At 60.2% G+C, this 14108-nt stretch carries 16 protein-coding genes; 10 read left to right on the forward strand and 6 right to left on the reverse strand.

The window, feature by feature from the left end; translation table 11 throughout:
• Positions 1-9 precede the first annotated feature (9 nt).
• Positions 10-1578, forward strand: coding sequence for a carbon-nitrogen hydrolase family protein (locus KXD86_RS15845; RefSeq protein ID WP_218637126.1), 1569 nt, complete (start codon positions 10-12; stop codon positions 1576-1578).
• An 11-nt stretch (positions 1579-1589) separates the two neighbouring features.
• Here the strand turns inward: KXD86_RS15845 and rluF are convergent, their stop codons facing one another.
• Positions 1590-2510: a 23S rRNA pseudouridine(2604) synthase RluF gene (rluF, locus tag KXD86_RS15850; protein ID WP_218637127.1), complete on the reverse strand. Its 921-nt coding sequence runs from the start codon at positions 2508-2510 to the stop codon at positions 1590-1592.
• 152 nt (positions 2511-2662) lie between these two features.
• Here rluF and KXD86_RS15855 point away from each other — a divergent pair, with 152 nt between their 5' ends.
• The 5 genes from KXD86_RS15855 to KXD86_RS15875 are packed head-to-tail and all read left to right on the forward strand — an operon-like array spanning position 2663 to position 6145.
• On the forward strand, positions 2663-3055 hold the full coding sequence (locus KXD86_RS15855) for a hypothetical protein (protein WP_218637128.1): 393 nt from the start codon (positions 2663-2665) through the stop codon (positions 3053-3055).
• A gap of 17 nt (positions 3056-3072) precedes the next feature.
• Positions 3073-3678, forward strand: coding sequence for an ABC transporter ATP-binding protein (locus tag KXD86_RS15860; RefSeq protein WP_218637129.1), 606 nt, complete (start codon positions 3073-3075; stop codon positions 3676-3678).
• Complete coding sequence (locus KXD86_RS15865) at positions 3665-4468, forward strand: ABC transporter permease (RefSeq protein WP_218637130.1); 804 nt, start codon at positions 3665-3667, stop codon at positions 4466-4468. The genes KXD86_RS15860 and KXD86_RS15865 overlap by 14 nt, the downstream gene beginning before the upstream one ends.
• A 19-nt stretch (positions 4469-4487) precedes the next feature.
• Positions 4488-5498: a CobW family GTP-binding protein gene (locus KXD86_RS15870; protein WP_218637131.1), complete on the forward strand. Its 1011-nt coding sequence runs from the start codon at positions 4488-4490 to the stop codon at positions 5496-5498.
• A gap of 29 nt (positions 5499-5527) precedes the next feature.
• Complete coding sequence (locus KXD86_RS15875) at positions 5528-6145, forward strand: class I SAM-dependent methyltransferase (protein WP_312846314.1); 618 nt, start codon at positions 5528-5530, stop codon at positions 6143-6145.
• On the opposite strand, the gene KXD86_RS15880 is transcribed toward KXD86_RS15875, so the two are convergent.
• The 3 genes from KXD86_RS15880 to KXD86_RS15890 all read right to left on the reverse strand — a co-directional run bounded on the left by KXD86_RS15880 (position 6126) and on the right by KXD86_RS15890 (position 9077).
• Positions 6126-7124, reverse strand: coding sequence for a PA2778 family cysteine peptidase (locus KXD86_RS15880; protein ID WP_218637132.1), 999 nt, complete (start codon positions 7122-7124; stop codon positions 6126-6128). The two genes, KXD86_RS15875 and KXD86_RS15880, sit on opposite strands and share 20 nt — an antisense overlap.
• A complete protein-coding gene (locus KXD86_RS15885) occupies positions 7125-7484 on the reverse strand; it encodes a PA2779 family protein (protein WP_228739638.1) in 360 nt (119 codons plus the stop codon).
• Positions 7485-7613: 129 nt separating this feature from the next.
• On the reverse strand, positions 7614-9077 hold the full coding sequence (locus KXD86_RS15890) for a phospholipase D-like domain-containing protein (protein ID WP_218637134.1): 1464 nt from the start codon (positions 9075-9077) through the stop codon (positions 7614-7616).
• 156 nt (positions 9078-9233) lie between these two features.
• On the opposite strand from KXD86_RS15890, the gene KXD86_RS15895 reads away from it, so the two are divergent.
• Genes KXD86_RS15895 through KXD86_RS15905 form a run of 3 tightly spaced genes read left to right on the forward strand, consistent with a single transcriptional unit; the run spans position 9234 to position 11983 of the window.
• Complete coding sequence (locus KXD86_RS15895) at positions 9234-10880, forward strand: serine/threonine-protein kinase (protein ID WP_218637135.1); 1647 nt, start codon at positions 9234-9236, stop codon at positions 10878-10880.
• Positions 10880-11617 carry a Stp1/IreP family PP2C-type Ser/Thr phosphatase gene (locus tag KXD86_RS15900; protein ID WP_218637136.1) on the forward strand — a complete coding sequence of 246 codons (738 nt, stop codon included), beginning with the start codon at positions 10880-10882 and terminating at the stop codon, positions 11615-11617. The genes KXD86_RS15895 and KXD86_RS15900 overlap by 1 nt, the downstream gene beginning before the upstream one ends.
• A gap of 15 nt (positions 11618-11632) precedes the next feature.
• Entirely contained in the window at positions 11633-11983 is a 351-nt protein-coding gene (locus KXD86_RS15905; RefSeq protein ID WP_218637137.1) for an FHA domain-containing protein, read from the forward strand.
• A 15-nt stretch (positions 11984-11998) separates the two neighbouring features.
• Here KXD86_RS15905 and KXD86_RS15910 read toward each other — a convergent pair whose 3' ends face one another.
• Entirely contained in the window at positions 11999-12727 is a 729-nt protein-coding gene (locus tag KXD86_RS15910) for a glutamine amidotransferase (protein WP_218637138.1), read from the reverse strand.
• On the reverse strand, positions 12724-13455 hold the full coding sequence (locus tag KXD86_RS15915) for a YebC/PmpR family DNA-binding transcriptional regulator (RefSeq protein ID WP_218637139.1): 732 nt from the start codon (positions 13453-13455) through the stop codon (positions 12724-12726). The genes KXD86_RS15910 and KXD86_RS15915 overlap by 4 nt, the downstream gene beginning before the upstream one ends.
• Before the next feature lie 313 nt (positions 13456-13768).
• Between KXD86_RS15915 and KXD86_RS15920 the strand changes: the two genes are divergently transcribed.
• Entirely contained in the window at positions 13769-14101 is a 333-nt protein-coding gene (locus KXD86_RS15920) for a hypothetical protein (protein ID WP_218637140.1), read from the forward strand.
• Positions 14102-14108 lie beyond the last annotated feature (7 nt).

The raw sequence follows: 14108 nt of genomic DNA on the forward strand, positions 1-14108 counted from the left end.
GAGGTGGTTATGAGTCCCCCGTTTTCGGATCCCGATCAGCGCCTGTTCGTGCGCAATGCTTCCCTCTCCGATATTCCCGGAATCATTGAACTGAGCCGCCGAGTGTACGAAGGCACCGGCATGTATGGCTACACCAAAGGCCCCTTGACTGGCCAGATCAACACCTTCCCCGACGGCCAGTTTGTTGCCATGCTCGGTGACACGGTAGTCGGCTACTGTGCAACCTTCCGTATAGACGGCTCGATTGCATTGGCGCCCCATGACTGGACCTCCATCACCGGTAATGGCTACGCCTCGCGTCATGATCCGGAGGGTGACTGGCTCTATGGCATGGAAGTGTGCGTGGACCCTGAATGTCGCGGTTACCGGATTGGCGAGCGGCTCTATAACGAACGCAAGCAGCTCTGCCAGACCCTCGAATTGCAGGGTGTCGTGTTCGCCGGCCGGTTACCGACCCTGCGCAAGCGCCTGAAGAAATACGAGTCCGTTGAAGACTACATTGAGGCCATCCGATCGAAAGAGCAGTCGGATCCGGTGTTGTCGTTCCAGCTTCACAATGGCTTCGAAGTGCACGGCGTCATTCCCCATTATCTCGATGCCGATCACGACTCGCTCGGGTACGGCATTCATCTGGTCTGGCGTAACCCGAAAGTCCCCCAGAACGGTACGGGCGAACAGAGCAAACGCTATGGACGGCGAATGCCGGACACCGTGCGTGTGGGTACCGTGCAGTACCAGCAGCGCCCGGTGAGCTCATTCGATGAGTTCAGCGAGATCGTTCGCTATTTCGTGGATGTTGTCTCCACCTACAAGGGCGATTTCGTCGTGTTCCCCGAGCTGTTTACGCTCCAGTTGCTGTCCATTGAGCGACGAGAGGGCAGCGCCGCCGAGGCGTTTGCCGCGGTGACCCATTACGCGGGGCGCTACCGGGACCTCATGCGGGATCTGGCGCTGCGATACAACATCAATATCATTGCCGGCTCCACGCCGGTGCGCGAGGAGGATGGAACCGTTCATAACACCGCCTACATCTGCCTGCGCGATGGCCAGGTCTTCACCCAGCCGAAGATTCATCCGACCCCGAACGAGGCGTACTGGTGGAACGTGAAAGGCGGGAATCGGGTCAGCGCCATCGAAACCGATTGCGGACCGATCGGCGTGCTGATCTGTTACGACGCCGAATTCCCGGAGCTGACCCGACACCTGGTGGATCAGGGGGTCCAGATTGTCTTTGTGCCGTTCTGTACCGACGAGCGCCAGAGTTACCTGCGGGTACGTTATTGCTGCCAGGCGAGGGCGGTGGAGAATCAGGTTTACGTCGTCATGTCTGGCAACGTCGGCAACCTGCCCAACGTGCCAAACATGGAAATCCAGTACGGCCAGAGCTGCATACTGACGCCCTGTGATTTTCCGTTCGCCCGGGATGGTATTGCCGCTGACACAGAGCCCAACGTGGAAACGGTGGCCTTTGCCGACTTGCGTCCGGAAGTACTGATTACTGCGCGCAACAGCGGCACGGTGAAGAATCTTCAGGACCGCCGCCATGACCTCTACAGCGTGAACTGGCGAGGAGAATGATGCGGCCGCCGCTACCGCTTGGTGCTGCGCTGGCGCTGTTTCTTTGGCTTCCGGCTAGGTGCCGGTTTGGCACCTGAACGCCCCGGGGGCTTCCCGGCCGGCTTATTGCCAGCGGCGGATTTGCGGGCTTTGTTGCCAGGACGCTTGCCAGTGGCAGCGCCGCCCGGTTTGGCGGGGCGGGTTTGTTTGCGGGTTCCCGGCGGTGCCTCGGATGAGGAATCTTTGATGGCGTCGAACAGCACCGCCAGCTCCTTGCTGGTGAGGTCTCGCCATTGGCCAACCGGCAGGCCCCCCAGGCTGACGTTCATGATGCGGATGCGTTCGAGTTTGGTGACGTCATAGCCGAAGTGTTCACACATCCGGCGTATCTGGCGATTCAGACCCTGGACCAGAACAATCCGGAAAACGAATCGGGATTCCTGTTGAATCTTACACTTCTTGGTGACGGTGCCCAGGATCGGTACGCCGCCGGCCATACCTTGAATAAAGTCTTTGGTGATGGGCTTGTCGACGGTGACCAGGTATTCCTTTTCGTGATTGTTGCCGGCCCGGAGAATCTTGTTCACCAGGTCACCGTTGCTGGTCATGAAGATCAGCCCCTGGGAATCCTTGTCGAGCCGGCCAATGGGGAAAATGCGCTCGCTGTGTCCGACAAACCGCTGGATATTCTGCTTTTCGGCGGTGTCGGTGGTACTGACGATGCCCACCGGCTTGTTGACGGCAATGAACACCAGGTCTTCTTCTGATCGCGGCTCAATGACCTGGCCGTTGACCTTGACCGTGTCGGTCGGCAAGACCTGATCGCCCACCGTGGCGCGTTTACCGTTGATGTAGACGTTGCCCTGTTCGATGTAACGGTCCGCCTCCCGCCGGGAGCAGAGTCCGCTTTCGCTGATGTATTTGTTCAGACGGGTGGAGGAACTGGTGGTCATCGGTGGTCCGGTCGGTGGCTGAGTGAGCACATGATAGCAGGGGTGCAACGGGCTTACAGCCTCTGCGCTGGCGCTTTCACACCGGCTCTGCCATGATTTGGGGTCATTCAAATCATGCTTCGAAAAATGTCACCCACAAGCACAAGGTCTTTATGGAAAAGACACGCATCACGATTGTCTCGGTCACCGGTATTGTTCTGTTTTTCCTGGCGAACTACCTCTGCCGCTTTCTCCTCGGCTTCACGGGTGTGCTGCCCTCGGTGCTGATCGCCGTTTTGATTGCGGCCTACATGGGCTTCTCCGTGGCCCGCGCCCTGAAGCGGGAGCCTCTGCCGGAGGAGCGGTCGCGGGCGCTGTGGATTTACGGCGGGTTTCTGGGGGCCTTGTTCCTGGCGTTTGGGGTCTGGGTATTCATGGATACCGGCTTCGATACGCTGACGGCCGCGACCCTGCTTTCCCATTACCTGCCGTATCCGGCGTTTGCCCACGTTTTTCTCTCGGACAGACTCATCCGCCTGTTTCTAGACGGCAACGCGCAGGCCTGACCCGTGCGGAGAACCCGTTGACGACGCTGACCTTGGACAAGCTCTCCGTGGGATCGCTGGAGGGCATCGATCTCTCGATTTCCGGTGGTGACATCGTCTGCGTGTCCGGTCCTTCGGGCAGCGGAAAGAGCCGCCTGCTCCGGGCTGTTGCGGACCTGGATCCTCACGACGGGGAGGTGCGGCTGGACGATACCGCCCAGGGCAATGTCCCGGGGCACACCTGGCGTCAGCAGGTCATGATGGTGCCGGCGGACAGCCAGTGGTGGTTCGAGGATGTGGGTGCCCATTTCGGGCCGGATGCCCGGACGGTGCCCGGTGCACTCGGCTTCCCGCCCGAGGTGATGGACTGGACCGTGAGCCGGTTGTCCTCGGGGGAGAAACAGCGTTTGGCGGTCCTGCGGGCGCTGACCCGGAATCCCCGGGTCCTGTTGCTCGACGAACCTACCGCGAACCTGGATGACGCCATGATCCACCAGGTTGAAAATTGGCTGCTTGCGGAAATCCGGAAACGGGATCTGCCGGTGATCTGGGTCGCCCACGATACCGCCCAGATTGAGCGTGTGGCGAGCCGGCATTACCGGATCCGGGGGCACACGCTGGAGGCGGTCCATGGAAGTCATTGATCTTGCCTGGTGGAAACTCGCGCTTACGGCGGTGCTGATCCTGGTGCTGGCGGGCGTTAGCCTTGTCACCCGGCTTGGCGTTGCCCGCAGCCTGCTCATTGCCGCCACTCGCACGATCATCCAGCTGGCGTTGATCGGGTTGGTGCTGGAAGCACTGTTCGCATCCTCCGAATTCTATTGGGTTGCCCTGCTGGCCATGATCATGCTGCTGGTCGCCGGACGGGAAGTCATGGCGCGGCAGCATCGCCGGTTGCGGGGCTTCTGGTCCTTTGGCATCGGTACCGGGGCCATGTTTGTTTCCTCCTTCACGGTGACGGTGCTGGCGCTGGTCGTGGTGATTGGTCCTGAGCCCTGGTATGAGCCGCAGTATGCGATTCCACTGCTCGGGATGATGCTGGGTAACACCATGACCGGCGTGGCATTGAGTCTGGACCGCCTGAACGAGTCGGTCTGGAGCCAGCGCTCGATCATCGAGAACCGCCTGATGCTCGGTGAGCCCTGGCAGGGTGCACTTGAAGACATCCGCAGGCACGCCATGCGAAGCGGTATGATGCCGTCCATCAACGCCATGGCCGCCGCGGGCATCGTCAGTTTGCCTGGGATGATGACCGGTCAGATACTGGCAGGGAGTCCGCCCGCGGTGGCGGTCAAATACCAGATTCTGGTGATGCTTACGATCACCGTCGGTACCGGTTTCGGGACCTTGATGGCGGTGTCCTGGGGCAGTCGGCGACTGTTCGACGATCGTGAGCGTCTCCGACTGGACCGTTTGTTAACACAGAAGAACTGATAAGGCTGCACGAGCACTCATGAAAACATCCATCCCGACCAACCTGATCCTCGGTTTTCTGGGTGTCGGTAAAACCACTGCGATTCTGGACCTGTTGAAAGCCAAACCGGACGGCGAGGTCTGGGCCGTGCTCGTCAACGAATTTGGCGAAGTCGGCATTGACGGGGCGATGCTCCAATCCGAGGGCGCGGCGATCAAGGAAATTCCCGGGGGCTGCATGTGCTGCGTGGCTGGCCTGCCCATGCAGGTCGGGCTGAACCAACTGATCCGGCAGGCCAGGCCGGATCGCCTGATTATCGAGCCTACGGGACTGGGTCACCCGTCACAGATCCTGGACACCCTGACCGGTGAACACTACGCCAACGTGCTTGATCTGGGTCCGGTGATCACGCTGGTCGATCCGCGCAAGCTTGAAGACCCTCGCGTGCTTGAGAACGTGCAGTTTCGTGACCAGGTGGCGGCCGCTGACATTCTGGTCGCCAACAAGACCGATCTGGCCTCGCCGGCGCAGATCGACGCGTTCGAGCAGTGGGCTGCCTCCCTGTCCAGTCCAAAGCGTGGCGTGTTCCGGACGAGTCAGGGCCGGCTGCGACCCGAGTGGCTGGACGGTCAGACCGACTTGCCCACGGTAACGACGCCGCACGCCCATCACCATCACGACGAAAAACACGTTGAGCCCGCGCCCGACATTGGCGAGCAGCCCTGGCAACTGGTCAGGAATGCGGGGCAGGGATATGTCAGCCTGGGCTGGCGGATTCATCCGGAGATCCGGTTTGATGAGAAACGGCTGATGTCGCTGGCCATGGACGATCGGTTTGACCGGTTCAAAGCGGTTGTGCACTGTCTCGACGGCTGGCGAACGCTCAACATGGTGGACGGTTCGCTGTCTGTGACGGAGTGCGAACCCCGCGAACTGTCCCGGATTGAAGTCCTCAGTGTCGATGAGATTCCTGAGGCTGAGATGGATGACTGGGTGCAGGCGGCTGCCGGACTCCGGGAGGGCGACGCCATCAGAGGCCAGATGTCGTGAACTGCCCGGTGTGCGAGCGGGGCCGACTGGTGGATTTCGAGACAGTCGGCACCCATCACTACCAGCGCTGCCCCCTGTGTGAAGCCACGGTCATGGCAGAGTCTTGTCGGCTATCGGAAGCCGAGGAGAAAGCGATCTACGATTACCACGAAAACGAATCGGGCGACCCCGGTTATCGGCGCTTTCTGTCCAAACTGGCGGAACCGCTATTGGAGCGGCTGGAACCCGGACTCTGCGGCCTGGATTTCGGCTGCGGGCCGGGGCCCGAGCTGGCCGGGATGCTGAGGGACGCCGGCATGGACATGCGTGTCTATGACCCGTTTTTCCATCCGTCAACGCAGGCCCTCCGTCACCAGTATGATTTTCTGACCTGTACCGAGGTCATTGAACACCTGCACAAGCCTGCAGCGGTATTTCGACAGCTCGACGGTCTGCTTAAGCCGGGTGGCTGGCTGGGTATCATGACGTGCTTCCAGACGGACGATGCCCGGTTCGCCAACTGGCATTACCGCCGGGATCCCACCCATGTGGTTTTTTACCGTGAGCAGACGCTGGCCGTTATTGCCGGCCAGTTGGGTTGGGAATTGATCGTGCCCCGAAAAGACGTCGCACTGATGCGAAAGCCGGCTACTGCTGAGGGGCGCTGAGGGCAGGACACGACAGCGTCGGGCAACTTTCAGGACGCGGCACGACCTTGCCTTGTTCGATCTGAGGGCCGAAACGCTCTGGGGCCAACGCGGAAGCGCAGCGTTGGGCCTGCTTGGCCTCCTCAATGCATCCGGTCTCGCCCAGCGTATGGGCCAGGTTGTTCCAGCCGACGGCTTCCCGGGGGAAGCGGGTAACCAGGCGGGTAAAGTGGTCGGTGGCGTCCGTCAGGTTCTGGCGCGTGTAGGCAATGTTGCCCTGGCCCAGAATGGCGGCGGGTTGATCCGGCCACTGTTGTTCCGCGGTCTGGTACGCGGTCATGGCGGCATGGGTTCGCCCCGTGGTTTCGAGGTCGTTGGCTGAGGCGAGAAAGGCCAATGCCTCGGCGCTGGCAGGAATCCGGTCGGGTGGCAGCATAACGGCCGCCCAGTTGTCGGTTCGGGACCAGGTGTTCATGAACACCTCCACACTGGTTTCATGGCGCTCACGAGTGTCTGTATGCAGGATGATGGTCTGCTTCTGGGGGTCGAAGCCGATCACCACGGCAAAGTGCCACTGGGGCCACCAGTTAAACAGCAGGTTCTGCATCACCAGCACGGGATTGCCTGCAGCCACTTCCTCAAGCAGGCTTTCCAGGCTGCCATCCAGCGGGTAGACCAGCATGTTGTGGGCGCGCCCGGCGGCCACCATTTCCACCTGCAGCGATCCTTCCCGGCCGGGAATGTAGACCAGATCGCGCAACAGTTCCGGGTTGGTGTTCAGACCCTGGCTGTTGAGCATCATGGCCAGTGAAGCCGGCCCACATTGATAGCGTTCCTGAGGGTAGAACGGCACATCGTCCAGAACAGTGCGTGTCTGAAGGGTCTCATCGCCTTCGGGGGCAGAGGGCCATTTGGGGGCTGAGGCGCAACCGGCCAGCAGCAGGACCAGTAAGAGACTGATCAGGCTGCCGGTCGGTTTAAGAGAGAGCGTGAAAGGCACTTACCGGATGCAGTTGATGAACGGGAAGATGTTCGTGGCACACAGCATATCGGTAATGATGAAGACAAGCAGAAACAGCACGATGATGCCGACCACGTCCTGGCCGGCGGGGGCTTCCGCGAGTTGCTGCTCGAAATCGGCCAGTTCCTGCGGCGTGAGGTTCTGGATGCGGTCACGGACCTGATCGTCGCTCACACCCATCTCGGCCAGCTTGTCCTGTACTTCCTGGGTTTCCAGCATATCCATCAGTTGCTGACGATCCAGTTGCACTTCCTGACCACTGATCATTTCGCCGGTGCCGACCATGGCGGCGGACGCGGTGGAGGACCAGACAGACCCCAGGCTGATCATCAGGGCCATGAAAAACGAAACGTATCTCAGGTGCTTTCTAATACCGGACATCTTTGGCTCCTGCTTCTAGTTGTGTCTTATGACCATAAACCAGACACAGGTGACCGTTCAATATACGAAATTGTCATCTGCTGGCCATCAGAACGTTGAAAGACCGGTAAATTCCATAAGGCGATAGCGCCAATACCGGACGCTGGAGTGATCGGCCCACGCCTCGTACGGCAGGCTCATGACCGGATCATCCCCCGGGCCAAGCTGCCATTGTTCGTTGAAGAAGTGCGTGACTTTACGGGCCGTGGGAGCGCCGGGCGCCAGGGACAGCCAGACGCTGGTCTCCAGGTTGAGGTCGTCCAGGTTTCGGCGGGTAAAGTTGGCGGAACCCAGCAGTATCTCGCTGTTACCCTGTTCCGGGCGCAACATCAGCAGCTTGCTGTGGCACTGTTCGCCCTGGGTATTGCACCAGCGCACCGATACGCCGGCCTCGTGCAGTTCCAGTGCGGTCTGACGGTTGGGAACCCCACTCTTTGAATGACCAAAGGCTTCGTTATTGGCGTCCAGCAACACCCGCAGGGTTGCGCCTCGCCGCTGGGCCTCCAGCAGGCCTTCCACGATGCCTCGATGGGAGAGGTAGAAAATCGCCAGGTCCAACCGGTCGCCGGGGCCGGCGCGGCCAATCATGTCCAGGGCCGAGTCCCGGATCGCCGATTCGGTGAGCACTCGTAGGTGGCCCGGGCTGGGGATGTGGTCACGTCTGTTGTCCGGCGTTGCCTCGAGATCCTCGATAACACCAATCCACCGGTCGACAACGGAGGTGTCGGCACCGGACATGGACAGAACCGCCCGCTCGCTTTTCAGGAGATCGCCGACGGCGGCACCGGTGAAGCTGAGGCCAATGTTGCTGTGGCGGCTGCTGCCGTCGTGGGGGTTGGCGGAGGTGACCAGGCCCCGAAAGCCGGCCTCCTGGTCGACCACCAGCATTTTGCGATGGTTGGCCTTGAAGTTCAGCAGGGCCAGGTAACTGCGCAGGGTGACTTTGCGGTCGCCCAGAGCGTTGGACAGCCAGCCGTGGTCTGGGTTATTGCCCAGCCACTGGCAGCACAGCCGCCAGAGGGAAGACCAGGTCGGGTTGCTGTCCCGCAGCGGGGGCAGGCTGGTCTCGATTACGGTAATTCCGGCGTCGCGCAGCGTTTCGAACCAGGGCGATCGGGAGCCGCCGTACATGGTGTTGAGCGGGTCGGAAATGACGATCACATCGATGTCCGGCCGGGCTCGTTTACGGGCAACGAGGGCGTCCGTTAATTGCTTCGCCAGGGGGCGGTGGGCAACGTCTTCCGGCCCCGTGCTGTTGTAAAGAAACATGTCCACCAGAACAAACGTCTCGGCATCGCCAATCAGGCGCAGAACCTCGTCGAAAATCTCATGGTCCCGGGTTTCAGAGCCGTCAGCATGATGGCGGGTGACGTCGGTGAGGAGCACCGGGTTCTCCAGTGGCAGGACGCTGCCCCGGTAACTGATGCCCGATGGCAGGGATTTGTGGGTGTGATAAAGGCCCATGCCGGCCAGAAGGAGAAAAAACAGGGCTATCAGCAACTTCAATGTCATGTCTGTACGTCCGCGTCCTGTGTCGATGCTCGGGCTACTATACGTGAGCTTCCTCTCAGGTAAACAAACACTTACAAAAAACACTTCGTTCCCGGTATCGCCGCGGGCCCACTGTTTCTAAACTAGCCAGATCAATCGTTTAGAATAACGTGTCCTGTGAACTCACTTTTCTTCCTGTTTTCGCACCTGTTCAGCCTGAGGCTGCTGGTGGTCGTGGCGGCGGTGGTGTTTGCCGTTGCCGGCGATCACCTTGCGTTCCTCAGTTGGGCCGACCGTGTTCTGCTCAGTTTGCTGGGCGCCCCGGATTCCGACAACCTGTCGATGCCGATCCCGGCTGACGCGCTGCAGGCGACCCTGACGGCGCGCGGTCTGTCCGAGCCGGTCTGGTCCGATCTGGCCATTCGCGTGGGCCTGGTGTTGTCAGCGCTCTATCTGGTGCTTGCAATCCCGAAGATGGGGGCGTCGGTGGCGCTGCCGGTCACGCTCCTGCTGGGTGGTTCGCTGATTGTTCTGCAGGCAGCGCTGACCTTCTACAACAGCGAATGGTTGCCCCTGGGTGAGGTGATCACCTTGCTGGGCGCCGGGTTTGTGACCATGCTCTTCTGGCTTCAGCCGGATCGTGAGATACGCGCATTGAGCGCCAACGTCCGCGAGGCCCGTGTTCGACTCGCCAAGCTGCTGCTGCAACAGGGGCACACCGACGAGGCCCTGGACGCCATAATGGCTTGTCCGGTGTGTGAGGATGCGCTGGAGGTTCGTTATGAGATCGCCATCCAGCAGGAACGGAAGCGTCAGTACGAGAAAGCAATCCAGACGTATCGGGGCATCCTGGAGAACCGGAAGCACTTCCGGGACGCCGCAGACCGGTTGGCGGCGCTGGAGAAACTCTCCCCGGAAACAACCTCCCTGCAGACAGGTGGTTTCGACAGTACCCGAACATTGCTGATGCCGGCGCAGTCCCTGAGCCGACCCACCCTGGGCAGGTACGAGATTGAACGGGAAATAGGGCGGGGTGCCATGGGCGTTGTGTACCTCGGCAAGGACCCCAAGATCGCCCGTACCGTCGCCATCAAGACTCTGAGTTATGAGGCCTTCGACGACGGCCACCTGGCGGAGTTGAAAGACCGCTTCTTCCGCGAAGCCGAAGCCGCCGGCCGGCTCAATCACCCGGCCATCGTGACCGTTTATGATGTCGGCGAAGAGGCAGACCTCGCCTACATCGCCATGGATTATGCGAGGGGCCGGCCCCTGAGCGATTTTGGCAAGCCGGGGCGGTTGCTGCCGCTGCATACGGTGCTGGATATCGTGGCCCAGGTGGCGGATGCCCTGGCCTATGCCCACAGCCAGAAAATCGTGCATCGGGATATCAAGCCGGGCAACATCATCTACAACCCGGACGACGGTGGCATCAAGATTACCGACTTCGGTATCGCCAAGATTTCCGACGATTCCCGGACTCGCACCGGCAGTGTGATGGGCAGCCCGCTGTATATGTCGCCGGAGCAGCTCAAGGGCCAGAAGGTCACCGGTGCCTCGGATATCTACAGCCTCGGTGTCACCCTGTACAAACTGGTGAGCGGGGAGACACCCTACCAGGGGGATACCCTGGCCAACCTGACCTACCAGATTCTTAACAAGCGTCCCCGCAGTGTTCGCGAATTCAATGCCGATCTTCCAAACGGCCTGGTTCGACTGATCAATAAGGCAATCCAGCGTGAACCGGACAAGCGATTTGCGTCCGCGTCCACCATGGCCGAGGCAGTCCGCCGGCTCGCCGTCAGGGAAGCAAAGGAGGTCTCCTGATGGGCGTTCAGATTGCAGGCCGTAGCCACACCGGCGCCGTACGGGAAAACAATCAGGATGTGGTGGTGTGGCAGGTTCGTGATGGCGGCGATGGCGCACTGATGCTCGTCGCCGACGGTATGGGTGGGTACCAGGGGGGCGAAATCGCAAGCCGGCTGGCGGCGGATTCCGTCATGGAGGCACTCACGCCCGGGTTGTTCGGCGGTGAAGCACCCTGCAAGGAACGTCTGGAGGCTGCACTGGTACTCGCCAATGAACGCATCCAGGCACGACGGGCCGAGGACAGTCAGTTGGACAAGATGGGCACCACCCTGGTGGTGGCCTGGGTTGAGGGCTCCACAGCGCATATTGCCCACGTGGGGGATTCCCGCTGCTATCTGATCCGGCAATCTCGAGCGGACTGCCTGACCCGCGACGACACGGTGGTTCAGAACATGCTTGAAGATGGCAGCATCTCCGAGACGGATGCCCCCAACGTGCCGTTTCGAAATGTCCTCACGCGGGCGGTCGGTGCCATGGACCCACTTGAAATCAGCTACGGTAGCCACGCACTGAAGCCCGGTGATCAGTTGCTGCTGTGCTCGGATGGCCTGACCAACTCTGTCCCTCAGTCAGACTGGGAGGACCTGATCAAGAACGCTGACAGCACGGAATCCGCCGTGGATGCACTGATTGAAACCGCCCTGGACAATCAGGCGTCGGACAACGTGTCTGCAGTATTAATGACCCTGAATTAAGCAGAGGAACCTGACATGGCATCGTTTTCACAGCTGGTAGACAACGTGGTCGTCAACACGTTTGAACTGGAGCAACCCGAGACCCGGATCGGCCGGCGCAACGACAACGATATCCAGATCGACGAGATTTCCGTGAGTGGTCATCATGCGGTGATCGAGGCCGTCCCCAACGCCTACCTCGACGGTACGATTGACTACTACATCACCGACAGCAACAGCACCAACGGCACCTTCGTCAACGACATCCGCATCGAGAGCCGTCAGCGCCTGAACAGTAACGACATGGTCCGGGTCGGCTGGAATGAGTTCCGTTTTATCGACGAGGACGAGAACGCGCTCGAGAAAACCGCCTACATTCTGGACTGAACGCCGGGACCGGGTTCAGTCGAGGTTGTCGATGACCAGATCGGAGAAGCGCTGCAGCAGGCTGGAGGCCACCGGTGCCGGTTCGACCGCTGCAAGCAGTGCGTCCGGATCCAGGTTCTCGGCGGCCAGCTCGGGCGCCTGGACGCCCAGGTAGGCTGTCATGATGGCGTCCGTGAATTCCGGGTGGAACTGGACGCCCCAGGCGCAGTCGCCAACCCGGAATGCCTGATGGGGTTCAAACTGACTGCGGCCCAGCAGAACGGCTCCTGGCGGTAGGCCAAGCACCGATTGCTTGTGGGTCAGTTGAGCCTTGAACGTTGCCGGCAGGCCGGCAAACAGTAGGTCGGATTCGGCGACCGGCAGCAGTTCGATTGTCTTGGTGCCGGTTTCACGGCCCTCAGGGTGGTACCCGACCTCGCCGCCCAGGGCATGAGCAAGCAACTGATGGCCATAGCACACGCCCAGAACCGGAATCCTTTGATCGACAGCGCCTGCCAGCCATTGGGCAGTCGCTTCGCTCCATGATGCCCGGTCACTGACCATGGCGGGGGAGCCCGTCACCACGATGCCGTCCCAATCGTGGGCATTGCCGGGGACGTCACCCTGCTCAACGTTGACCACGGTGAGCGCGAGCTCGTTCGAAAGTCCCCGAACGAACCAGTCCTCAAAATCACCGGAAACCTCCCTGATGGTGGGGTAGGTGGTTCCGGTCTTCAGGATGACGACCCTGGCCTGGCGGCTCACTCGGCTTGCTCGGGCAGTTGGGCGTTGTGGAACACGTTCTGGACGTCGTCCAGATCATTCAGCATGTCGAGAAACTTCTCGAACAGGGGAATGTCATCGCCTTCCACCTGGGTGGTGGTTTTCGGCAGGAACTGGATTTCGTCGGCTTCAAAATCAATGCCTTCGAAGGCTTCTGTCAGAGCCTGGCGAGCCTTGGCGTACTCGGTGTTGGGAGTGAAAACGGTGATCAGTCCGCCTTCGTTTTCGATGTCCGTGACGTCGACGTCCGCTTCCATCAGTGCTTCCAGTACGGCTTCTTCGTCGTCGTGCTTGAACGCGAAAATGGCGCAGTGGTCGAACATGTGCGCCACGGCGCCCGGCGTGCCGATCTTGCACTTGGTCTTGGTGAAGGCGAGACGGACGTCCCCGAAAGTGCGGTTCGGATTGTCGGTGAGGCAGTCGACAATCACCATGCAGTTGCCCGGGCCATACCCTTCATACCGGGCCGGGGAATAATCCTCGCCAGCGCCGCCCTTGGCCTTGTCGATGGCCTTTTCGATAACGTGAGACGGTACCTGGTCCTTCTTGGCCCGATCAATCAGCCCTCGGAGGGACAGGTTGCCATCCGGATCTGTGCCGCCGGACTTGGCCGCCATGTAGATCTCTCGACCGTATTTGCTGTAGACCTTGGTTTTCGCTGCGGCCGTTTTGGCCATCGACTCTTTGCGGTTCTGGTAGGCTCTGCCCATCTGCGCTGCCTCTCTATTTCTTGGGAAAGGGCCGGATTTTACTCAACTATGGCGTCATCGAACAGGCTTATTTGCCTTCTCAATGCATGTTGAGCGGGCGTGGTTGCCCCCGTTTGCAGGGGTCGGGAAGCCTCGGTGGACTCTGAACCAAATTTCTTTTCAATTTCATGTAACGATTTGCAGAATTTACCCTCTAAGCCTTACCCGGTTGAGGCCGGGTTTATCCTGAATTCGTGGGTCAGGCCCGGGTGGCTGGCCCGATGATGCTGTTCCTGAGTCCGGGGATATCGGGCTTAAGAAGGAGGGTATCTCAATGAAACAGGTAGTGATTTGTTCGGCAACACTGGCGATGACGCTGTTTGTTGCACCATTATATGGCGATAACTGGGAGCGTCAGAACCAGCGTCAGGCGATGATGGAGCATCAGGCGCAGATGGATTCCAGCATGGCGATGCGCCACAGCTATTCCGAAACAGAACAGAACCGCCGAAGGCAGTTGGAGCGGGGCGCCCCGCAAAGCATCGAGGACATCGAGAGTCTGCCGTCTACGGCAGCGGGTCGTCCCGATGACCGGGGAATGGAATACCGGGACGACATGAATGACAGAAGGAAAGGTCACAGGGGAGAGATTGAATACGATTACTAGAAAGCAT

The organism is Marinobacter arenosus, assembly GCF_019264345.1.
In the GTDB taxonomy this organism is placed as follows: domain Bacteria; phylum Pseudomonadota; class Gammaproteobacteria; order Pseudomonadales; family Oleiphilaceae; genus Marinobacter; species Marinobacter arenosus.

Excerpts from the sequence above, each read along its gene's own strand:
- KXD86_RS15845 (WP_218637126.1), top strand. The coding sequence starts at position 10 with ATGAGTCCCCCGTTTTCGGATCCCGATCAGCGCCTGTTCGTGCGCAAT.
- rluF (WP_218637127.1), bottom strand. The coding sequence starts at position 2,510 with ATGACCACCAGTTCCTCCACCCGTCTGAACAAATACATCAGCGAAAGC.
- KXD86_RS15855 (WP_218637128.1), top strand. The coding sequence starts at position 2,663 with ATGGAAAAGACACGCATCACGATTGTCTCGGTCACCGGTATTGTTCTG.
- KXD86_RS15865 (WP_218637130.1), top strand. The coding sequence starts at position 3,665 with ATGGAAGTCATTGATCTTGCCTGGTGGAAACTCGCGCTTACGGCGGTG.
- KXD86_RS15870 (WP_218637131.1), top strand. The coding sequence starts at position 4,488 with ATGAAAACATCCATCCCGACCAACCTGATCCTCGGTTTTCTGGGTGTC.
- KXD86_RS15885 (WP_228739638.1), bottom strand. The coding sequence starts at position 7,484 with ATGGCCCTGATGATCAGCCTGGGGTCTGTCTGGTCCTCCACCGCGTCC.
- KXD86_RS15890 (WP_218637134.1), bottom strand. The coding sequence starts at position 9,077 with ATGACATTGAAGTTGCTGATAGCCCTGTTTTTTCTCCTTCTGGCCGGC.
- KXD86_RS15900 (WP_218637136.1), top strand. The coding sequence starts at position 10,880 with ATGGGCGTTCAGATTGCAGGCCGTAGCCACACCGGCGCCGTACGGGAA.
- KXD86_RS15905 (WP_218637137.1), top strand. The coding sequence starts at position 11,633 with ATGGCATCGTTTTCACAGCTGGTAGACAACGTGGTCGTCAACACGTTT.
- KXD86_RS15915 (WP_218637139.1), bottom strand. The coding sequence starts at position 13,455 with ATGGGCAGAGCCTACCAGAACCGCAAAGAGTCGATGGCCAAAACGGCC.
- KXD86_RS15920 (WP_218637140.1), top strand. The coding sequence starts at position 13,769 with ATGAAACAGGTAGTGATTTGTTCGGCAACACTGGCGATGACGCTGTTT.